Annotated in this window: 13 protein-coding genes and 1 riboswitch; of the genes, 3 read left to right on the top strand and 10 right to left on the bottom strand. The window is 43.4% G+C overall.

The genetic code is table 11. The features are described 5' to 3' along the window. The 4 genes from T356_RS20380 to amrA form a co-directional block, all read right to left on the bottom strand. The coding region (locus T356_RS20380; RefSeq protein ID WP_026514293.1) for a carbohydrate-binding protein at nucleotides 1–1,346 on the bottom strand (1,346 nt) is incomplete at its 3' end. A gap of 691 nt (nucleotides 1,347–2,037) precedes the next feature. After that, complete coding sequence (locus T356_RS0109530; protein ID WP_026514292.1) at nucleotides 2,038–3,867, bottom strand: ABC-F family ATP-binding cassette domain-containing protein; 1,830 nt, start codon at nucleotides 3,865–3,867, stop codon at nucleotides 2,038–2,040. 63 nt (nucleotides 3,868–3,930) lie between these two features. After that, a complete protein-coding gene (gene amrS, locus T356_RS0109525; protein WP_026514291.1) occupies nucleotides 3,931–4,779 on the bottom strand; it encodes an AmmeMemoRadiSam system radical SAM enzyme in 849 nt (282 codons plus the stop codon). A gap of 1 nt (nucleotide 4,780) precedes the next feature. After that, the gene (amrA, locus tag T356_RS0109520; RefSeq protein WP_026514290.1) at nucleotides 4,781–6,166 is read right to left on the bottom strand and encodes an AmmeMemoRadiSam system protein A; all 1,386 of its coding nucleotides are present in this window, start codon (nucleotides 6,164–6,166) and stop codon (nucleotides 4,781–4,783) included. A 202-nt stretch (nucleotides 6,167–6,368) separates the two neighbouring features. Continuing rightward, nucleotides 6,369–6,464, top strand: a riboswitch (THF riboswitch). Between the two features lie 63 nt (nucleotides 6,465–6,527). On the opposite strand from amrA, the gene T356_RS19025 reads away from it, so the two are divergent. The 3 genes from T356_RS19025 (at nucleotide 6,528) to T356_RS0109505 (ending at nucleotide 9,479) form a co-directional block, all read left to right on the top strand. Beyond that, a complete protein-coding gene (locus tag T356_RS19025; protein WP_035780897.1) occupies nucleotides 6,528–7,043 on the top strand; it encodes a folate family ECF transporter S component in 516 nt (171 codons plus the stop codon). Next, nucleotides 7,030–8,328 carry a bifunctional folylpolyglutamate synthase/dihydrofolate synthase gene (locus T356_RS19020; protein ID WP_051563332.1) on the top strand — a complete coding sequence of 433 codons (1,299 nt, stop codon included), beginning with the start codon at nucleotides 7,030–7,032 and terminating at the stop codon, nucleotides 8,326–8,328. Before T356_RS19025 ends, T356_RS19020 begins: the two co-directional genes overlap by 14 nt. Nucleotides 8,329–8,396: 68 nt before the next feature. Beyond that, a complete protein-coding gene (locus T356_RS0109505; RefSeq protein WP_026514289.1) occupies nucleotides 8,397–9,479 on the top strand; it encodes a transglutaminase domain-containing protein in 1,083 nt (360 codons plus the stop codon). A gap of 202 nt (nucleotides 9,480–9,681) precedes the next feature. Here T356_RS0109505 and T356_RS0109500 read toward each other — a convergent pair whose 3' ends face one another. The 6 genes from T356_RS0109500 to T356_RS21300 form a co-directional block, all read right to left on the bottom strand. Continuing rightward, nucleotides 9,682–10,818, bottom strand: coding sequence for a YibE/F family protein (locus T356_RS0109500; RefSeq protein ID WP_026514288.1), 1,137 nt, complete (start codon nucleotides 10,816–10,818; stop codon nucleotides 9,682–9,684). A 4-nt stretch (nucleotides 10,819–10,822) separates the two neighbouring features. After that, complete coding sequence (locus tag T356_RS19015; RefSeq protein WP_051563330.1) at nucleotides 10,823–17,707, bottom strand: CehA/McbA family metallohydrolase; 6,885 nt, start codon at nucleotides 17,705–17,707, stop codon at nucleotides 10,823–10,825. A 159-nt stretch (nucleotides 17,708–17,866) separates the two neighbouring features. After that, nucleotides 17,867–18,724 carry an L-serine ammonia-lyase, iron-sulfur-dependent, subunit alpha gene (sdaAA, locus tag T356_RS0109490; RefSeq protein WP_035780895.1) on the bottom strand — a complete coding sequence of 286 codons (858 nt, stop codon included), beginning with the start codon at nucleotides 18,722–18,724 and terminating at the stop codon, nucleotides 17,867–17,869. 10 nt (nucleotides 18,725–18,734) lie between these two features. Further along, nucleotides 18,735–19,394, bottom strand: a complete 660-nt coding sequence (sdaAB, locus tag T356_RS0109485) for an L-serine ammonia-lyase, iron-sulfur-dependent subunit beta (protein WP_026514286.1) — start codon at nucleotides 19,392–19,394, stop codon at nucleotides 18,735–18,737. Nucleotides 19,395–19,403: 9 nt separating this feature from the next. Continuing rightward, nucleotides 19,404–21,317 (bottom strand): NAD(+) synthase, encoded by a 1,914-nt coding sequence (locus T356_RS0109480; protein WP_026514285.1) that lies wholly within the window; start codon nucleotides 21,315–21,317, stop codon nucleotides 19,404–19,406. A 521-nt stretch (nucleotides 21,318–21,838) separates the two neighbouring features. Then, the coding region (locus T356_RS21300) for a hypothetical protein (protein WP_026514284.1) at nucleotides 21,839–22,056 on the bottom strand (218 nt) is incomplete at its 5' end.

Below are 22,056 nucleotides of genomic sequence, written 5' to 3'. Positions count from 1 at the left end.
TCCATAGTTGCTACAAAGTAGATGTCATGTGTTCCTGTAACATTCTTTGCGGCACTTACTGTTATATCTTTTGCATCTGTGCTGACTCTGAAGTTTGCGATGAGATCTCCGTCTGCCTTATCAAGTCTTGCTTCAAGTCTGTTTGCTCCACTTGCTTTTGCATTAACTGTAAATTCCTTAACACCCTTGGAGAAGTCTACGTTCTTTGCTACTGCATATCCGCCCTTCTGGATGCTTACTGCCTGCTTGTTAGGTGTAACCATTGCACTCTTAAGCTCTGCAGACGCTTCTGCTTCTACTGTGCTGTAAGGATCTACTGTATCGCCTACAGGTGGCTCTACTACAGGTGGCTCTTCTGTTGTTCCTGATGCTTCAATTGCTCTCCATGCATCAAGTGTTATAGCGCCGCCTTCTGCCTGAATGTATACATCATGAGTACCCTTAAGGTCTGATGTAAGCTTCACAGCAGACTCCTGTGTCATATCCAAGCCAACATTGATAGATCCGATAGGAGACTTTGCACCATCAATATAGATATTGAGTTTAACCTTGGGTGCCGATGCTTTTGCGAGCACTCCAAATCCTGCAAGTCCCTTTGAGAAATCAACGTTCTTGGTGATCACATAGCCGCCGTCCTTAATAACTACCGACTGCTTGTTAGGTGATACCATTGCCTCAGCAAGTTCAGTTGCTGCCTCAGCCTCAACCTTTTCATACGGATTTACCGCTGTCGGATTTTCAGGCTGATCAGGATTTTCAGGCTGATCAGGGGTCTCCGGCTGGTCCGGATTTTCAGGCTGATCGGGGTTCTCCGGCTGATCAGGGTTTTCAGGCTGGTCGGGGTTCTCTGGCTCATCCGGATTTTCGGGTTCTTCCGTTGTTTCGCCCGGCTCCGCTGACCAACTGTCGATCAAGCTGGTTCCCACTGTCTGCACAAATGTAATTGTCTCTGAGCCCTGCAGGCCGCTTACATTTGCGAAGAATTCTTTATATATACCATCCGTGCCACTAAGTTTGATACTTCCTATAACATCTCCGTCTGTTCCGCCTTTGTGGATAATGATAAGTCCTGCAGAATCAGCTTTTGCTGTTATTCCTATCTTAGAAACTCCCTGCGAGAAGTTTACACTTTTCACAGAGAAATAATTTCCAGATCCAAGGCTGACCACCGTCGCGCCGGCATCTTCATCTGTGAAAACCTCTTTTACATTACGTTCAAATTCAATTTCAGCCTGAACCGTACCATACGGATTAATGCTTGGTGCCGCCTGTACGGGTAAGGCCGGTGATAACAATCCTGTTGCTAAGAATACGCTTAATGCTACTGATAAATTTCGTTTCATCATAAAAAAACCGTTCACCTCCTAGCCTAATACAATTGTTTAATTTTTACGTAAACGTTTTAGTTGCCCGAGCACTTCCATTGTAACAGCGCTTCTTTTTTGTGCACAATGTGTAATTTTACCCAAATATGCATAACTTTAATAGTGATAATGACTTAACTTACGAAAAGCTTTAAGTTAAAATAAATAAATTTCAAAGTGAATATTAATCAAGTCTCATAAAGGGAACCGCTTACATTTTTTTCTGTTTTTTTGACTTTTAAAATACCTTTTTTAAACAAATAAAAAATTTATAAATCAAAAATAAAAATAATTTATATTTTCATCCCGCAAAATTTATATATTGTCATATATTATTTTTCGTCTCAGACAGTGGTAAAAAAATGACTTTTTTCGCAGTAAAAAACAGACAAACAAACAGGTATATCATCTTCCAAACAAAGCGCTCAACCATGCTCTTTTAAGGACATCTCACCGGACTTTTTCAGGCACAAAAAAAGCATGACTTTTTGACACAAAAAACGCCTAAAGTCATGCTCATAAAAATCCATATAATTCACAGCAAAAAACGCAAATTCTTTTTATAAAAAAATCTTCTCATATCACGAGGACCGTTTTCTTAAACATCCCCAACAAAAAATGCATGACTTTTTCAGACAAAAACGTCTCAAAAAGTCATACATTAAACTCACTTTTATTTGGAAAGGCCAAAGCGATCGACCATCTCCTGAAGCTCGATGAACCGCTCCATCTTCTGTTCAATTTCCTCATCAACCGCTTCTTTTTCTTTGGTATATTTCATGAGATTCGGAAAATCTGTTGCCGCTTCAATGATCTGCTTCTCCAGTTCCTCACTTTTTTCGGTAAGTGCGTCAATTTCTGCCTCGATCGACTCGTACTCTCTTTGCTCTTTATAAGAAAGTTTAGTCTTCTCCCTGGGCGCTCTGTATTTCCCCTTGGAAGCATTCTTCTCCGCATTATCGCTTCCGGTCTTGCCTTTAGCTGCTGAGCCCGCAGGAATTTCCGAAAATGAGCCGTTTTCTTTTTTGTGCTCCACATAATCCGAATATCCACCTTCACTTTGGAACAAAGTGCCGTCAGGCTCAAAGGCAAATACTCTTGTCACCACGCGGTCAAGGAAATACCTGTCATGGCTTACGGTTATGATAATGCCGGGAAATCCGTCCAGATAATCCTCCAGAATGCGTAGTGTCTGAATATCAAGATCGTTTGTAGGCTCATCAAGGACAATGACATTTGGCTGTTCCATCAGCACCCTTAGCAAATACAGTCTTCTCTTTTCACCGCCTGACAGTTTAGAGATCGGCGCATATTGCATATCAGGGGTAAAAAGAAATCTCTCGCACATCACGGTTGCCGAAACAAGTCCGTCCACTGTCTCTATGTACTCCGCAGTTTCTTTGATATAATCAAGCACTCTGCTCTTCTCATCAAGGGCTTCGTTTTCCTGCCCGAAATATCCGATCTTTATGGTCTGTCCGATGATGGCCGTCCCCGTATCAGGCTTTATCTCACCCAGAATACACTTAAGAAGTGTGGACTTCCCGCATCCGTTTGGTCCGATAATACCGATTCGGTCAAGCTTCTGAAAAGTGTAGCTAAAATCCTTAAAAAGTGTCCTGTCCCCGTAGGACTTGGAAAGATTCTCAAGAATAATAGTCTTATTGCCCATTCTTGTGGGAATTGAGCTAAGCTGCACCTGTCTCTCTTCTTCCGGTCTTTGCCTGTCTTTTAAAGCCTCAAAACGCTGTATATGAGCCTTCTGTTTGGTTGAACGGGCTCTTGCTCCGCGAAGCATCCACGCAAGATCTTTTTTATATAATGTGGCCGCCTTTCGCTCAGCAGCCTGCTCATAATCAAGCCTTTGCTGCTTAAGTTCCAGGAATCCCGAGTAATTAGACTCATATCTGTAAGTGTTTCCTTTATCGATCTCCAAAATCTGATCCGTCACTTCATCAAGGAAATATCTGTCATGAGTAACCATCAGTATCGCGCCCCTGTAGTGCTGCAGATACTCTTCAAGCCACTCTATCATCTCAGAATCAAGATGGTTGGTAGGCTCATCAAGGATCAAAAGATCAGCGGGAGTCATTATAGCCGCAACCAAAGCCGCTCGTTTCTTTTGACCGCCTGATAGAACAGACGGATTGCACTCAGGGTCATCCATTCCAAATTTAGCCAGATTCGCCTTAATCTCACCCATCTTATCCCAATGTCCTTCTCCGGCGTAGATCTTCTCTGTGATATTTTCAAGTAAGGTTTTATTTTCATCAAAAACAGGATTTTGCGGAAGATATGAAATTCGAACGTCATTTCCTACGACCACTTTTCCGCTGTCAGGATGTTCTACTCCCGCAACAATTGATAAAAGCGTGGATTTACCTGTTCCGTTTGTTCCGACAACACCGATCTTATCAGTGTCACCTATTCCCACTGTAATCCCGCTCAAGACAGGTTTTGACATATATGTCTTAGATACATTTTCTACGTTTAAAATATTCATAATAGCTCACTACATAATTTTTTCGATTTTTCTCTCTCAAGATTATATAGAAAACCGAAACCACTAGCAATTCCCCGTATATACAATTTCAAGTTTTTCTCTCGCAACCTCCGCAAGCCTGTATACTTTCCGCACATCGGTCGCATCGCGGTCTGTCATTTTGAATCTGGGAAAAAATCTTGTGATATGAAGCGGTATATTTTTTCCGTTTGTAAGTTCAATCTCTTTTACCCATCCCGACAATTCCCGCATCTCTTCCTCACTGTCATTTTCTCCGGGGATTATCAGAGTTGTCAGCTCGACATGGCAGTGCCTGACCGCTTCCTCAATAAATTCCATGACCTGCTTCCTGCTGCCGCCCAGAACTTTGTCATAATACTCATCCGTAAAGCCCTTAACGTCTATATTCATAGCATCAATATACGAAACTATCTCATCAAGCACAGAGAGCTCCGCCGTGCCGTTAGATACAAGCACAGTCTTAAGTCCGTGCTCTTTGGCAAGCACAGCCGAATCACGCACGAACTCATAGCCCACAAGAGGCTCATTATAAGTAAAAGCAATCCCGATATTGCCTCTGTCCCTTGTATCAAGCGCCGCCTTCACAAGTTCCTTGGGGCTTACGCGCTCCGCATCCTCTGCATATATCCGTGCTTCTTTTGACCATGAAATATCATGATTCTGGCAAAAAGGGCATCGCAGATTGCATCCGAAACTCCCAACCGACAGAATGTAACTTCCCGGAAAAAAATTGTTCAGCGGCTTCTTTTCTATTGGATCAAGCGCAAGTCCCGATACTTTTCCGTAGTTCATTGCGACTACTTCGCCGTTTTTAACCGTTCTTGCTCCGCAAAATCCTATTCCGCCTTCCTCTATCATGCAATGTCTGAAACACACGTGACACTTTGCCATATCAATAATGCCTCACCACTTCGAATCTCTGCAATGTATAGGGCTCATCCTCGCTGATCCCGCCTTTTTGCCTTGCAATTTCAACTTGCTGCTCCACGTTATCAACACCATCAAGATTTGGAAGAAGTAAGCCTCTTTTTATTCCGTGGCTTACAATAACGCCGTAGCGCTTTACATCTAGCTCGGACATCGAATCTATATCCTCGGTCTCTCCAAGCACATCGACACTGATATCGAGAAATTTAAGCTCATCTGCCGTAATAGGATCGAATCTCGGGTCACGCGTGCTCGCACTTATCGCATTCTGAATTATTTCTTCCGCGATATTGTCCTGAGTTGCAGCGATAGTGCCTATGCAGCCGCGAAGCTGTCCCATCTTATGTATCGAAACAAAGGTACCTGCCGCCCTTGAGATCATATCATCCGGAAGACCACCCGGAACGGGAATCTGCCTGTGATCCTTTACCCAAGATTCGACACTTGCCCTTGCAAGCTTCACATATTCATCGTTTGCAGCTGCCTTTTCCCTGCACTCTTTCTCAAGTTTCTCTTCATAGTCATGCAAAAAAAGCCTGCTTTCATCCTCTCCGTCAGGATAAAAAGTGCATATTCCGTAGCCGACGCCGGTAACATCCTGATGTGACAGTGCTGTCGCTTTTACACGCAGTCCGTCAAAAGCTCCCGCCATTATCACAAAAGATCTGTGCCCGCACTCCGCAGCGAGCTGACACAAGCTTTCTTCAAATTCAAGGAGCTTTCCAAATTCAGCATTTCCGCACACTTCCATGATTCTTTTGTCATATTCCGGTCCCTCTTTTGAAAAACCGTAAGGACCATACTTCTGCAATTTATGTGAAAGATCGCCGCTTGCGATGATAACAACTCTTTTCCCCGATCTATCAATTGCTTTCGCAATTATCTGTCCGAACCTGTAATGGTCGGTCAAAGGAAGTCCCGCAAGTCCTATGCGGACGATCTTACCGCTGCTATATTTTTTTCTTATAAACCAAAGAGGCACCATTGTTCCGTGATCCAAAGAAGATTCTCTTTCGCCCATCGTCCCCGCAGGAAAGTCTTCTTCCTGTGCAAGCTCACTTATCATATCCGCAAGCTCCGTATCGTATTCCTCTGAAAATCTCACTCCCGGTGCGCCAAAATCAGCAAAACTGCCTGTTGCCCTGTGGCCGGGGGATATATGAAAGTAATCCGCATACATAACGGAATGCGGACTCGTAATGATGATAGTGTCAGGCTTTAACGCCGCCACCTCGTCTGCGACCTGCTCATAAGCATTTGTTGTCTCAAGAATCTGCTGTTCTCCTCCTCTTCCTACCTCAGGAACGATAAGGGGTGGATGTGGAACCATAAAAGCTGCCAAAACAGTCATTTTTGCCTCCTATTCTGAACACAATACTTCTCTATTACAATGCTGCGCATCTTTTTGACACATATATCATATTACGACAATTCCACATCTGTCCACTTCGTAAAAAATGTATGTAATCAGCCTAAGATGCAATAAATGTTTATGAATATTTATGCTTGATATTCTATTTCATTCAACCTATAATACAGACAAAAATAAGAAATGCAGAGTAGACTGTAAAGCGTCAAGTGCCGGGTGAACAGGGAGTTGTCATTCGGACGAAGGATTATCCGCGGTTTTATGGTCGCATCCCGCTGCTACATAGTGAAGTGTACAACACCTCTCGTGTAGACAAAAGGAAGCTGCGAGGAGGTGTATTTTTATGAAAAAATTACGTGACACAAACACACTTACTCTGGCCGCCATGTTAACGGCTCTGGGTATCGTACTGGGATTTCTCAAGATTCCGATCACCAATATCATTGAGATCAGATTCGGTTCACTCCCAATCGGTATCGCCGGAATGTCACTTGGCCCCGGTATTGCCGCTATTGTCGGAGCACTCACCGATATAGGTGGCTATCTTGTAAAGCCTACAGGCCCGTTCTTTCCCGGATTCACGATAAGTGGAATTGTCAGTGGCCTGATCTTTGGCTTCATTCTCTACAACAAGAAGCCCACACTTGCAAGAATTGTTGTTGCAGAAGCTGTTCACACCCTTATCGTAGGCATCATCATGAATACCTACTGGCTTGACATGATGTATATCAAAAAGGGCTTCTTTGTAACACTGGTAGCAAGACTCCCCAAAGAACTCATAATGCTCCCCATCAATATTTTGATGCTGTACATTGTTTTAGAAGCATTCGGCAGGATTAAGACTTATGCACGAGTATAGTTATTCAGAGGCAATTTCTTTTTTTGAGAAATTGCCTCATTTTAAACCACCAAAAGATAATACCGTTCCCCAAAAAGACATGTTCTCTCTGGATGCAGAGCTTGCACTTCTAAAAAAGCTAGATGATCCGCAGTACGGTCTTTGCTATGTTCATGTAGCAGGCACAAACGGCAAAGGCTCGACAGTTGCCTTCATCACTTCGATTCTTATAGAATCGGGCCATAAAGTCGGCACCTTCGCTTCACCTTTTTTATACCGCTACAATGAGCTTTTCAGGGTAAACAATACCGATATTTCAGATGAGGATTTCGCAAGGATATTTTCGCAGATAAAGCCCGCATATGACGAGCTTGCCGCCGAGAATATTTTTCCAAGCGAATATGAGATTCTTACCGTTATGTCTTTTCTCTATTTCAGGGAAAAGAGCTGTGACATAGTTGTCATGGAAGTAAGCATGGGCGGCCGTGTAGATACAACAAACGTTATCCCAACGCCATTTGTAACCGTCATAACGCCTATAAGCTATGACCACATGTCGATCCTTGGTAATACCCTGACTGAGATTGCAACCGAGAAAGCCGGAATAATAAAGCACGGCACCTCTGTCATCTCTCCTATGCAGGAACGCGAAGTAACAAAAGTCCTTGAAGATGTCTGTTCAAAAGAAGCCGTATCACTAGGCTACTTTACCGAACCTGTGCTTGTTGAACGAAGCCTTAGCGGACAGCGCTTTAACGTGGACGGAATCACTTACACCACAAAACTACTTGGCACATACCAGATTGACAATGCTACCGAAGCAATCTATGTCGCACGAAAGCTCAGGCAAAAAGGATTTGATATATCCGAAGATGCCATATCCCGCGGGATTGCCAACACCGAGTGGTTCGGCCGCTTTACAATCATAAGCGAAAACCCGTATGTCATAATCGACGGCGGGCACAACAGGCAGGGTGCGGCGGTTCTTCGAAAGTCACTTGAAGAATACTTCCCGGGCAAAAAAATCACCTTCCTTCTTGGCATCCTCGCCGACAAAGAAGTTGACATCATCCTCGATGAGCTTATGCCCATAGCAAACAAATGCTATATTACGACCGTGCCTAATCCAAGAACTATGGCTCCCGGCAACCTTGCCCGGATGGTTGAAAACCGCGGCGTTAAGGCAATTGTCTTAGATAAGGATTTTTCACTCGAAGACCTCTGCAAAGACGAAACCGAAGTTCTCTGTATCGCGGGGTCACTCTACCTTATCAAAGATATCGCATTGCATCTTCTACATCCGTAAAGTGGATATGCTAAAATTAATCCTATTCTTTATGAAAATATTGCAAGAAAGTTTGATGATAACAATCTATGAGAAAAAGAAATATAACCGGAATTATTATAGCAATCACACTTTTGGTTTCAGGATGCGGTTTTTGCGATATCATGCCGAACTCAGCAGGCGATGCTGCTACGGCGAATGAAAGCGTTGTCGAATCTGCATCGGCAACTACTGATGCATCATCAGAAAATAATGAACCTGCGCTGCCGGATCATTTTGAATTCAATCCTCATGTGTACTCTCCCACACTTGCACAGGAAATCCCTCAGGAAAGTTGGGATGCTTTCTATAACTTGTGCGATGCGGTAAGAAAAGGTGAGACAACCTTTGAATGTACCAATCAGAAAGCTTATGAATTTGCAACCTCGGTAAGTACACTTGCAAGTTTTTTACCCGCAGCTTGTCTGATGATATCAGAAGAAAGTGATGACGGATCGATTCCTTTTGAAAACGGTGTCGGAAAAATATATTACAAGATGCCGATCGATGAATTTGTCAAAAGAGAAGCTGATTTCGAAAAGCTTATCGTTGATATTTTAAATAACACTTTGGAAACCGATGATACGGATTTTGAGAAATGTTTAAAGCTCTATCTGTATATTGCCGAAAATTATGACTATAGCGATGATCAGGAATTTGACGGTGATGCAGCATTCTACAAAACCTTTATTACCAAAAAGGGAACGTGTGTGGAATATGGAGCCGTTTACGGCTATCTGCTGTTGCAGGTAGGTATAGATGCACTTGATATCGGATGTTTCGCGCCGGATATGTGCCACGCGTGGACATATGCAGTTGTTGGCGGAAAAGCGTACCACATAGACACAACATGGGCCTTAAAATCCTGCTATGAAGGAGTCGACGGCATTTATCTTGATTATTTTATGATGAGCGATCAAGACCGTATCGACGCCGGATGTCCGGTTAACGAACTGACAATGCAGCCTCTCCCTCAGTTCAACATATCGCAATCAAAAATAAAACTTCTAGCCGCAGATGAAACATATTCATTTCCGGCATGTTCAACATTCGTCTCTTTAGATGAAGAAAATAAGATTGTCCATTACAACGATATAAACGGCGACCCCTGCGAAATGAAGTATACTGACTAGCTTGAGTAAGTGGGGGTTGTGCGAGGAAATATATGTAATTGGGCAGGGTACGTCTGCGCAGTGATTTACTAAAATTCAAGGACAGGAAAATGTCTCATTTCGTGTTACTCAGAGAAATCGACATTTTCCTGTCCTTGAATTTTGTAAATCATCTTGCTCGTCCGAAAGCTGCCCAATTACATATATTTCCTCGCACAACCTTTTACTTCTTGCAGCTATGTAAGTATGCACCAATGGCTGCGACGCAGGGTACAGTTGAAATAATGCCTACGGAACCGGCGATAGATCTTATTAATTCTATGGCAACAAAATCTGTATTTACGAGTTGGATAAATGTTACGCCATAGGAATAGATAAGGATCATCATGTTAAGAGCGCCGCCGACATAGGCAAGCACCAGTGTATTGGCCATTGTGCCCATGGCATCTCTTCCGATCTTCATGCCGGATTTAAAGAGTTCGCCGAAAGTAGCTTTTTCATTTGCAAGTTTGATTTCTTCTATAGCGGATGAGATTGACATCGCTATATCCATAACCGCGCCCATCGCGGCAATAAGTATTCCGCTGATAAAAAGACCTGACATCTTTAGATTACTTGTTGATTTCACAAGGAGAAGCGCCTCTGCTTCATCTGTCTGAAATGTTGTAACGCCTCCGATCTTTGCGGATACGGCTCCGAGGATGGCAGCTATAAGCACACCGGCAAGAGATCCCAAAGCTGCCGACACAGTCTTTTTACTGATTCCTCCGATAAGCAAAAAGCATACCGCAGAGGTTACGAATATAACCGCGATCGTCACGGGGATTGCAGAAAAGCCCTTGTATACAAGCGGAAGGAGCACAAACAGAATAACAAGTACCGTGTAGGCAAGTCCTATAAATGCTTTTAATCCCTGCTTTCCTCCCATGAGAACAAGCACGGCAAAAAATACAACTACAAGTCCGATTGTAAGCGGAATGCGGTTGTAATTATAGATGCTTACGGTATATGTATGCTCTGCCGATGTATCAATCCTTACACTAACAGTATCGCCTTCTTTTACATCCACGTTATAAAGGGCGCTGAAATAGTTTGTGACTTTGCAGATGTCACCTTTATAGCGGCCTGTTAGGATCTTAACCTTAAGCTCGCTGCTGCCCTTCTTTTGATTTTCAACATTTTCATCAATGACCGTATTGTCCTCTATTACAGAAAGAACTCTGGCAGTCTCATATTCAACTCCGGAGTTCTCTGTGATAGTGTATTTAGGCCTGTCCGCATTGGCATAGATCACTACGCCAATGCTTAAGGCTATGAATACAAGGACTGATACAGCTTTTATTATCAGCTCTTTTTTCATATTATTATTTTCCAAATAAATGTCTTAATTTTGACAGAAGTCCTGCAAGTTTTCCGCCTGATGCAGTTCCTGCGCCTGCTGCCGAAGCACCTGCTGCCCCTGCTGCGGCTGCACCTGTCGCTGCGGCTCCTGCTGTGCCTGCTGCTCCTGCAATGACATGTCCCACAACAACGACCAGAGTAACTACTCCTACCGCACCTGCACCTACTGCTACAGGAATTACCGGAATCTTACGCTCTTTTTTCTCACCAAGAACTTGCTGCTCACCCTGCTCTGCGTCGGTATTTGTCTGTGAATCTGCATTCTGTGCCGAATCCTTATTCTCATCGTTATCGGTACTGTTTGCATCCACATCGGTAGCCTGCGCTTCTTTGTTGTCATCTCCGACATTGTCTGAATTTGAAGCATCCTTATTATTCGTATCCGAAGAGTTCTTCTTATCTGAATTCTTTTTATCTGAACTCTTCTTATCTGAGCTCTTCTTTTTGTCGGAACTCTTCTTTTCAGCGGATTTCTTATCGGTAGCTTTATTCTTGTTATTATCGACTACCGCCTTATCCTTCTTGTTGTTATCGGTTACAGTAGAACCTGTCACAGCTTTGTTATCTTTTCCGTTCTTTACGGAAGAATCGGATTTCTTGTTATCGTTTGACTTTTTGTTGTCCTTTGAAGAATCGGATTTCTTATTGTCCTTTGAGGAATCAGACTTTTTGCTATCCGATTTCTTATTATCGGTTCCCTTGCTGTCCTTTACCGAATCGGTCTTCTTACTGTCTGTTCCCTTGTTGTCTTTTACCGAATCAGTCTTCTTGTCAGTTCCTTTGTTATCTGCGCCCTTGTTGTCCTTTGCAGCGTCTGACTTCTTATTATCATCGGCTTTATCACCCTTCTTTGTGTTATCTGCCTTACCTGCAAGTACAATATCGTCGCAGTTGCGAACCCTAAGTACCGGTACTGATACATCCGATTTTCCTTCAGGATGCTTATAGAGCACACCTGCGGCGGTAACTTTGGCACCTTTCTTTACGAAATCTCCGACAGTATTCTTACCTGTTGAGCCGGATCTTATATATCCGTCGATGAAGATAGCCGCCTCGGCTCCCGATGAATCTTTTAACCAGAACTCGGCAACCGTTCCGTCGGCGTTGTAATCAACTCTTGTCACATCACCTGTTGTCTTAATGAGCTGACCTCCAAGCTTATCGTAATCCATTGCGGTCTTGGTATCAACTGCCTTAGGTTCCCATACTTTAGGATCTGCTTTGAGCTCTTTTGCAGAAAGAACTTTGAGCTCAAGGTCGCCCTGATACTGTGCAAGATAGCCGACAATTCGCATCTTGGTACCAATCTTAAGTCCGGGTGTAGCATAAGGGAATATGTCCATTCCGCCCGTCTCATCCTGAATGTAGATGGTATCAAAGAATGTTGTATCCTGATTTTCTGTTCCCGATGTCACATAGCCTTCAACTGCGAAGACTTCGTTCATCTTGCCCTGTCTGGCTTTTGCGATAGTTGTAGTCTCAAGCTCAACCGTAGCGCCGTCAATAATGTTATTTACGATCGTATGGTTTGCATACGGAAGTGAATCATTGTTGTCCATTTCAGCTTTTACTTCAAAGTCTGAAAGGAATACACCACCCGAAACAATGATCTGACCGCCTGCTTTTGTCTTCTGACGTGCAATAAAGGTTACCTTTCCGTCATTATCAAGCTTTACGCCTTTAACACCGTTAGGCAAAGCACCGCCATTAGAATTTCCTGCTCCGTCTTTGCAATCAACTGAATATGTGGTTTCAAATCCGTTTACAAGCCACTCTGCCTCATCAACAAAGTTTGTAGCCTTTGCATTAGAAATATCCACAGAACATCCCGAATACTGGCTGTACTTCTGGCCTTCCTTTATTCCTGCAAGAAGAGCGGATTCTTTGTTGAATACGGTAGGATACATTCTGTAAACCTGTCCGCCGTTATTCTTATCATCACACACTTCATCGGAGCCCATACGAATGGTTGCGCCGATTGCTTCAAGGATCTTATTCTGCTCGGTTGCAGTCTGACAGTCTTTTGTATCGGAATAATCAGCAAGACCGCATACGATCACAGATCCGCCGCCTGCCACATATTCTTTTACCATCTTGATAAAGTCATCACTGTAATGTGAAACCTTGCTAGGTTCTTTATTATTCTTTCCGGGAGCTGACAAAACAAGTAACTTACAGTCTTTTAACATGTCACTTGTGATATTGTCCTTAACCACAGTTGCTCGTATATTTTTCTTAGCACAAAGATTTATGAACGCATTCACATTTCCTGTGTAATAGCCCGAAACGTAATCATTATAGTGAGTACCGTCAATGATCACATTTGAGACCATCTTGGGAACCGCATAATTTACGGCAAACTTATCTTTATAAATCTTCTCAATACCGCCAAGCATAGCATGAACGGTAACCTCATATGTCACCTGCCCCGCCTCGTTGTATACATAGCTTGTTTTATATGATGCGGTGCCGTTTGAAGCAACCTCTGATACCTTAGCCTCTGCACCTGTCACTTTGGAAACAGGTACTTTTTTGCCATCCACATCGCTGAGTTCAATCTCGATATCCTTGATCTCAAGAGGTGTCTTTTCGTTGTTGAAAAGGTCAACGTTGATATCAAGAGACTCTCCCGCTACAGGAAGTACCGTCTCTGTATATGCATTGTTGATTCCGCAAGCCTCGACACTGCCGACCCACACAGGAGCTGTTACCGCAATGTCTTTATCCTGCTCGGAAATCTTGAGGTAGTAGTAAGAATATGCAGAGGGAACTGTAAATGTAACCGTTGCCTCGCTCTTGTCAACGTTCTGTGAAGCGATCACCTGACCGCCGTTTACAACTACTTCTACCTTACCGATCGCAGAGTCCGTAGGATCCTTGATGTCAGCCTTGATCTCGACCGTTTCACCTACCGTATCCTTATCAAGGATACTTCCCATAACGTTGTTATCAAGTGTGTAGTAGATTGAAAGGTCATTGTCCTCAGTTGCATATATACGATAATTTCTCATTGCATCGTATATTGCTTCTTCGCTGTTGGTATCTGCAAGCATTACAGTACGTGCAGTGTTGGCATCGCCCCAAAGTCCCTTGTGGTTATCCTGGTTGTTTGTGGGAGCCACGTGCCAGCCCTTATCAAGAGCTCTGGTGTAATACTCGTATGAAGGGAAATAACCTGAAGATCCTATCGCACCTTCACCGTTACCAACCTCTATCATTGTAATGAGCGCATCATTTTCTTCCGAGTAATATGCAAAATCCTGGAAATCACCGAAGGTCGTTCCCGGGTGATTGAACTGGCTGATAGAATCAGGAGCAGTTCTAAGAGCTGCATAGTAGTTATTAAGCGCCGTTGAATATGTTGAAAAATCTTTCTGTGTACGACTCTGGAATCCCTTTGTGTTAAAGGTATTCATGTGTCCGAGTCCGTTTGACCAGGTCATCTCATAGCCGTAAGCACAGGTGAAATCGTCTGTTGAATACTTCTTTACAAGATTATGAGCATAAGTCCACTCATCATTTTCGCTTGTATCAACGTTTTCCGTGATCTTTGAATTTCCTTCATTATCAATCGAGTTGGAGTGATCGGTGATAATGATGAAATCGAGGTTATCAACCTTTGATGCATGAGAAAGCGCATCCTCCAATGATCCCGCACCGTCTGAAATGTTGGTATGTGCATGGACCTGACCGAAGTATATATTTTCTCTCTCATTTGTACGCTTTGTATATTTAAGCGTTGAAACCACGCTGTCTGAGTATCCCTCTTTTACAGCCTTTACCTGAATCTGCGCAGGGAGCTCTTTTGCCTCAAACGGCTGTGTATATTCTACCCAGTCATCATGGGCTTCTTCTTGTGCTGCGTCGGGCTCACTGCCTTCTTCCGCATTCTGCTGTTCTACAGATTCAACAACATTTTTCTCGATTTCTTCGTCTGTCATGTATCTGTAGAAAATCTTTGCGTTTTCTGTCTTTGTAGACAATGTGATCTTCTGATTTGCCGCTATTGCTCCGCCGTTTGGAGTAGCCTTAACTGTGGCAACCTGTGCCTGAGTATACTGATAAACGCAGGTTACGCTGTCTTTTAATCCCTCTTTAACCGCACGGGCACGAATTATAGCGGGAAGCTCCGATACTGTGATCTTATTGCCGGCATCATACTTAACTTCTTCCGCACCGTTTATCGAATAATAAATATCCGCACCTTCGGTTCCTGTCAAAAGAGCTATCTTAGCGCCTTTTTCAATTTCGCCGCTTGCAGGATCTGCGATAACATGGCCGCAGATCTTATCTGATACCACGGGATGTCCTGATACTATGACGGTATCAATTCTGTTTGTTCCGTCTTTTCCCGCATCTTTATCACCCTTTGCAGAAAGAGTTGTCGCAGGAACAAGTCTTACGTATATCTTTTCTTTGTTATTGGCACCGTCGGGAATCTTAAAGCTAAATTCCACATAGTTGGTAGGCGCAAGAGAAGTCTTGGCAATACCGTCAGAAATCTGCTTACTGCCACTTACCTCTGAAGGTTTGTTGTCTCTGTATGTTGTATATTTATATGAATATGAACCTTCACTGAAATTCTTGAAGCTTCCATCCTCACCTGTTGCAGAATACTGAAGCTGATAAGCTCCCACTGCTGTATTTGACGAACGCATACGGAAACTGAGCTTCATGTCTGCATATCCAAGAGTGGGGAATTCCATCTGGATGTAATCGGTATTGTTTACTACACCTGTAGCACCCATGTAATAGCTTGTTGAGCCTGTTGTGCTTGACTTTGCAGCTGTGTAAGGCTTAACTTTTTCGCCGCCCACAACAACGCTGTACCCGGCATTTTCATCAAGCATATCATTGGTAGAATAAAGATCGCCGTTTATGACTTTTTTGTCCGCGATTCCCGCTTCATCGTAGTTGGCATTTCCTGCCCACTGCGCGACTATAAGTTCCGTATCCTTATCGCTCTCTGTCTTTTCAACCTTTTCACCTTCTTCGAGTGCGTAGAAATTTACTTCAAAAGCTGATGTATCAGAGCCGATACCGTAGCTTGTAAATGCATTTTTATAATACTCAAGTGCAACCTTGTAAGATCCGCTCTTGGCCTTGTCATTTACAAGGATGAACTTGCCGTCTGCTGCATCACCGACGTTTTGCAATGTCCATGTGCTGTATTCTTCGGCTGAATCTGCAAGTTTAAGAGCGCAGTTTGTCTTTGTGCCATTTTTCTCAACCGTTGCAGTCAGATATTTTCCATCTTCGGTCTTAAGTGTGCTCTTTCCGTTTTCATCAACGGAGACCTTGAGAACAAGCGCGTTCTTGTCCTTGATATCTATAGTTTTATTTTCTGAAGGAGTCGCATCTTCGCAGTCAAATTTGCCCGTTTTGGCGCCAAGAAGTGTGGTCATCTCTTTGGCTGTCATAAGTTTCTTATCAGCCGGGTAGTATATGGCAACAACGTCTCCGTCATAGAACTCTCTTGTAAGAAGCTTTGCCACTGTGTTTTCTGTGAACTTACTTCCTTTTTTCACCGTATATGCAAAAGATACTTTCTCACTGTCGGCATTGTCCTTGGTGGAATATGCGTAAATAGTAGTATCCTCTGTTATCTTGATGGGTTCCTTGTATTCAGAGAAATTCTCTGTTCCGTTTGTATTAAAATAGATCTTTGCTCCTGTTGTAGCGCATGAGAGTGTAATCTCAGTGCCGCTTTCAACAGCTTCGCCGCTCTTTACAGACGCTGTGGGAGCAAGAAGACCTTCTGCCGCTGCCTTATCCGTGAGCTTATAGAATGCAAGAGTCTGGCCTTTTATATTATTGTGAATCGCACCGTTACTCTTTTTGTACGATCTGAAATCTTTGTTTTCAAAAACTCCGAAATATCTTACATCGCCGTTTGAATCAGCAGCGCAAAGATATCCGTCATCAATCTTCCACTTGGCACCGACATCATCCTTTGGCTTGGAATCGTTGATCCTGACACCGTTATTGTTTGCGATGATATATAAGAATTTATTGCCGGCCGAAATGGTATAGTATTCTTCTTTTACAGATGTATTTTCTTTATCTTTATTTTTTTCTTCAGATTCTGATGTCTTGGCATCTTTCTCTGCATCTGCCTGGCTTGTTGCAGCTGTAGATGCTTCGGTACCTGTAGCAGTTCCGTTAGATGTAGCAGCCTCTTTTTTCGTGCCGTCTTTGTCTGAAACAGTTTTATCAGAATTTGTTTTATCTGCATTTGCAGGAACCTGTGTCTCAGACTTCTCAGCTGTACCTGCGCCTGTTGCCTTCTTTTCTTCTGCAGACTTTGTGTCGGACTCTGTTTTTGATTCCGCTTTATCGGCATCTGCTTCAGCTTTTTCGCCCTGAGGATTTTCACTTTTTGAAGCATCCTGATTGTCTGCTTTCTTATCGGAATTATCCTTGTTCGCATCACTTTCCGAAGATGAATCAAGAGTATTCTTTTCAACCTCATCAGGCGCAGTATTACTCTTATCCATATCCTTGGAACTTACTTCAACAGTGTTTTTGGTGATCTTCCAGGCATAGTCACTGTCATTACCATCAGTAATACTCAGAGTATCGCCATCCACATTGGCAGCCGTTGCCAATGGACCTGTTTTTGTAGACTGTGCATTAGGAAGCACGTATGTCACACCACCGGAAGTCATTGTAATTGCTATGGAATCATCAGCCGATATCTTATCAAAATCGACTTTGGTCCATAAATGATTGGTTTTCGCCGGCTCTTCCGCTGCATAAGATGCAATGGAAAGATCGGACGCACCAACAGATAGTGCCATGTAGACAGACAGCACTAAAGAAAGCGCTTTGCGACCCGCTTTTCTCATCTCTTTTTTCCTCCAACAAAAAATTCCCCTGTTTAATAATTTTCCCCTACTTATAAGCCAATCGCACAACGACAGACTATCATTTATGGCACTGCCCGTCAACGTGTTTATTTCCCGATAATTTCCGTATTTATTTTCATTTTCAGATAGCAAAAAAGCTCATTTTACCAGCATTTTTTTCGCCGACTCAGTTACAGCCAATCCTCCCTTTCCCGTCTCTTTGACATCTGCAGGCATCTCATTTCCGATTCGTCTCATGCTATCTATGACATCATCAGGCGAAATAGCGCTCTTTATCCCTGCAAGAGCAAGTTGTGCAGACGCAGCCGCATTTACAGCTCCGTGAGAGTTTCTTTTTATACAGGGAACTTCCACAAGTCCTCCCACAGGATCACAGGTAAGCCCCAGCATATTCTTAAGAGAAAACGCGGCTGCATTTGCAATGGCTTCATTATCGCCGCCTTGCAGGTAAACAAGCGCCCCCGATGCCATCGCAGAAGCCGTTCCGATCTCAGCCTGACATCCACCGTAAGCTCCCGAAATACTCGCGTTTTCACCGATAACTTTGCCGATTCCCGCCGCAACATAGAGAGCGTGAATCAGTTTGTCTTTTGGCACGTCAAAATAATCTTTATAGCTTAGAAGCACAGCCGGCACAACTCCGCACGATCCCGCTGTCGGAGCGGCAACTATACGTCTCATGCACGCATTGGATTCGCCCATCTTGATCGCGCGCTCCATGACTTTTCCAAGAAAATCTCCGCATATGTTTTTACCCGAAAGATTATATTCTTCCAGCAGCTTTCCATCACCGCCGCTAATTTTGCTCTGCGACCTCAGATTACCGTCGTACTTTGAATCGGCGTACTCCATTGCTTCAAGCATCTGCTCCATTGCCCGCATGGATTCCTCCATACTTACGCACCTGCTCTCCATGTCTGTTTCAAGGACAATTTCCCAGAATTCTTTATCTTTCTCTTTTGCCTGACTTAATATATCTTCAATAGATTTATACATAACAATCTCCTTACGCACCTTCAAAATACGTCACTTTCAGAACTCCCTCTATCTTGGTGAGCCACTTTAAGCCGTCATCGGGAATTTTCTGATCGCACTCAACGACCATAACAGCCCTTCCGCCTCTAAACGAGCGGTAAAGTTGCATAGTTGCTATATTCACAAGCTTATGCGACAGCATCGAAGTTACTTCAGACACATGCCCCGGCTGATCGAGGTTATGAACGATAAGCGTCGGATATTCACCTGAAAAGTTCGTATCTATGCCGTCTATCTGTGCAATGTTGATCTTACCGCCGCCTATTGACTGTGCAACGATGTCTATAGATGCGCCGTTCACACCGTGAAGCACAAGCTCTACAGAATTGGGATGCGCATCAACAAGCCTCGCTTCGCCAAATGTTATCTTTATATTTTTCTCTTTTGCAATATTAAAGCTCTCAGATATCCGGTAATCATCCGGCCTCATTCCAAGAAGTCCCGCAACAAGCGCCTTATCAGTACCATGGCCTTTTCCGGTATCTTTGAACGAACCGTATAGCAATATCTCTGCCTCTTTGATCTCCTCGCCAAGAAGCTTCCCCGCAACATACCCTATTCGCACCGCGCCCGCTGTGTGCGAACTTGAAGGTCCGACCATAACGGGACCTATAATGTCAAAAATCTCCATTTAATCCACCTATTCTAATTTATTAAGCTCTTTTATCCACAAATTTGCACAAGCATCGCTCGGCATCCTGAGGTCTCCTCTTGGCGACACCGCAACGGAACCGACTTTAGGGCCGTCAGGCAGACAGCTCCTCTTAAAGTGCTGGGCAAAAAATCTTTTGTAAAAAACCTTCTCCCATTTCAGAATTTCTTCGGAAGAATAGCTTCCCGCAAAGGCTATGCCTGCAAGACGGTAAATCTTTGCAGGGCTCTGCACAAGCCTTAACATGTGATACAAAAAGAAATCATGAAGCTCGTAAGGTCCCACAAGGTCTTCCGTTTTCTGCGAGATCTTGCCGTCCTCAGGCGGTAAAAGCTCGGGCGATACCGGCGTATCCAAAATATCACGCAGCACTTCGCTTAACTTCTCATCACTGCATGTATCAGCATAATAATCCACAAGATGGCGGACCAAAGTCTTTGGAACCGATGCATTTACCGCATACATGGACATGTGATCACCGTTATATGTCGCCCAGCCAAGGGCAAGCTCTGACAGATCTCCCGTTCCTATGACTATTCCGTTTACCTGATTGGCAATGTCCATAAGAATCTGCGTGCGCTCTCTCGCCTGACTGTTCTCGTAGGTAACGTCGTGGTTCTTGGGATCATGGTCTATATCTGCAAAATGTCTTTTTACAGCTTCACCTATATTTATCTCTCTCAGAACAGCTCCCGTCTCCTTTATGAGGCTGAGCGCATTATCATAGGTTCTGTCCGTTGTTCCGAATCCCGGCATCGTGACTGCGACAATTCCATTATGATCAAGTTTGAGATAATCAAAAGCTTTTACAATTACAAGAAGAGCCAGCGTAGAATCAAGCCCTCCCGAGATGCCGATAACAACATTTTTGCATCCGATATGTTCAAGCCTCTTTTTAAGTCCCATCGCCTGGATTGTCAGGATTTCCTCGCAGCGCTCGTTTCTCTCTGTTTTGGCCGAAGGTACAAATGGCTTTGGAGCGATGTATCTTGTGAGACTTGTCTTTTCACTTGTTATATTAAAAGAGATCTTCTTGTAATCATCCGTCTGTTTCGCACTGTACGTCGTCATACGCCTTCTGTCCGCTTCGATAGTTTTCATGTCAAACTCTGAAACTATCATCCCTTCGGAAAAGAGCTCCGACTCCGCAATGATGCTTCCGTTCTCAGACATGATGTTGTGTCCCGAAAATACCACATCCTGCGTCGATTCGTCAGGGCCTGCCGAAGCATAGACATACGCGCAGACAAGACTTGCGGCCCGGCTGCTGACAAGGTTTCTTCTGTATCTGCTCTTGCCAATTATTTCATTCGATGCCGACAGATTTACGATCATCGTCGCACCTGCAAGGCAATGCTCTGTGCTTGGCGGATTCGGAACCCACAGGTCCTCACAGATTTCCGCAGCAATTCTTAGTCCCGGCATTTCATCGCATGCAAAAATAAGCCTGCTGCCCGCAGGAACTTCGCTATCGCCGATACTTATCACTGTACTCAGCTCTTTTCCCGAATAAAAATGCCTTGCCTCATAGAATTCGTTGTAATTCGGAAGGTGTATCTTGGGCACAATTCCAAGAATCTTCCCCCTGTTTATTGCCGCCGCGACGTTATAGAGCTTTCCTTCTATCGCGAGCGGAAGTCCGACGAAGACCATCGCATCAATATCTTCTGTGTACTTTGTTATATCTATGAGCGCAGATTTTGCCCCTTCCAACAATTCGTCCTGTAAAAAGAGATCCTGACAGCTGTACCCTGTTATGCACAGCTCCGGAAACACAATTATCTTTGCACTTTCTTTTTCAGCTTCTTTGATCCATTTCCTGATCTCGCCAATGTTATATTGGACATCGGCCACTCGTAATTTGGGCGTGACTGCCGCCACTTTGATAAATCCATCTTTCATAAAATCACCTGTTAAAACATAATTACTCTGATAGATACTCACATAACGGAGTATTTTCTAATAAAACAAAAAAGCGCAGGCAATAGTGTTTGCGACACCATTGTCTGCGTTCATTAATTATTATAGTTAACTTATCCTTTGCGTCAATGTAAAAAATGACCATTTATTCATCTACAAGAAATCTTAAGAAAATTCGACGGTATTTCTTAAGATTTATCTGCTATCATGGAACGAGTCGGCAGTCTTTCAATGACAATTCTAAGTCGACGCTATGGCGATTCGCCAAATCTATAATTTTCCAAGAAAGGAGTAATAAGTTGAAAAATCGAACAAAACATTTATAGCAAATTTGTTATTGACTCTTATATCAAATTTGTTATAGTATTAAAGGAGACAATATGTTTGAAATCATTTTTTATGAAGACGAACACGGATATAGTCTTAACTTCCAATGATTTTACCACTCAATGATTAACATAGTTGTAGCCGGGATTGAATTGCCAATCAATCCCGGCTACTGTTTATTTTATGTTAGACCAGAAACAATCCAACAGATACGGAAGGTTTGCTTTAAGCATTCTTACATGACTCGAATAACTGTAGATAACTCCTGGCTCATCCAATCCTTCAGAATGAGCAACACACGCAAAGCCTTCTCCTTCATATCCTATATAGGTATGAACTGCCCTTGTTTTTCCGTTTTCATTTTTGGTAACTATGTTCATGAGTGTAAGCCCAT

Origin of the sequence: Butyrivibrio sp. LB2008 (assembly GCF_000621565.1) — a bacterium.
GTDB lineage: Bacteria > Bacillota > Clostridia > Lachnospirales > Lachnospiraceae > Butyrivibrio.
The sequence above is the reverse complement of the archived record's forward strand: the minus strand, read 5'-3'. Positions and strand labels throughout refer to the sequence as shown.

Coding starts and splice junctions, on each gene's coding strand:
- T356_RS0109530 (WP_026514292.1), bottom strand. CDS start 3,867: ATGAATATTTTAAACGTAGAAAATGTATCTAAGACATATATGTCAAAA.
- amrS (WP_026514291.1), bottom strand. CDS start 4,779: ATGGCAAAGTGTCACGTGTGTTTCAGACATTGCATGATAGAGGAAGGC.
- amrA (WP_026514290.1), bottom strand. CDS start 6,166: ATGACTGTTTTGGCAGCTTTTATGGTTCCACATCCACCCCTTATCGTT.
- T356_RS19025 (WP_035780897.1), top strand. CDS start 6,528: ATGAAAAAATTACGTGACACAAACACACTTACTCTGGCCGCCATGTTA.
- T356_RS19020 (WP_051563332.1), top strand. CDS start 7,030: ATGCACGAGTATAGTTATTCAGAGGCAATTTCTTTTTTTGAGAAATTG.
- T356_RS0109505 (WP_026514289.1), top strand. CDS start 8,397: ATGAGAAAAAGAAATATAACCGGAATTATTATAGCAATCACACTTTTG.
- T356_RS0109500 (WP_026514288.1), bottom strand. CDS start 10,818: ATGAAAAAAGAGCTGATAATAAAAGCTGTATCAGTCCTTGTATTCATA.
- T356_RS19015 (WP_051563330.1), bottom strand. CDS start 17,707: ATGAGAAAAGCGGGTCGCAAAGCGCTTTCTTTAGTGCTGTCTGTCTAC.
- sdaAA (WP_035780895.1), bottom strand. CDS start 18,724: ATGTATAAATCTATTGAAGATATATTAAGTCAGGCAAAAGAGAAAGAT.
- sdaAB (WP_026514286.1), bottom strand. CDS start 19,394: ATGGAGATTTTTGACATTATAGGTCCCGTTATGGTCGGACCTTCAAGT.
- T356_RS0109480 (WP_026514285.1), bottom strand. CDS start 21,317: ATGAAAGATGGATTTATCAAAGTGGCGGCAGTCACGCCCAAATTACGA.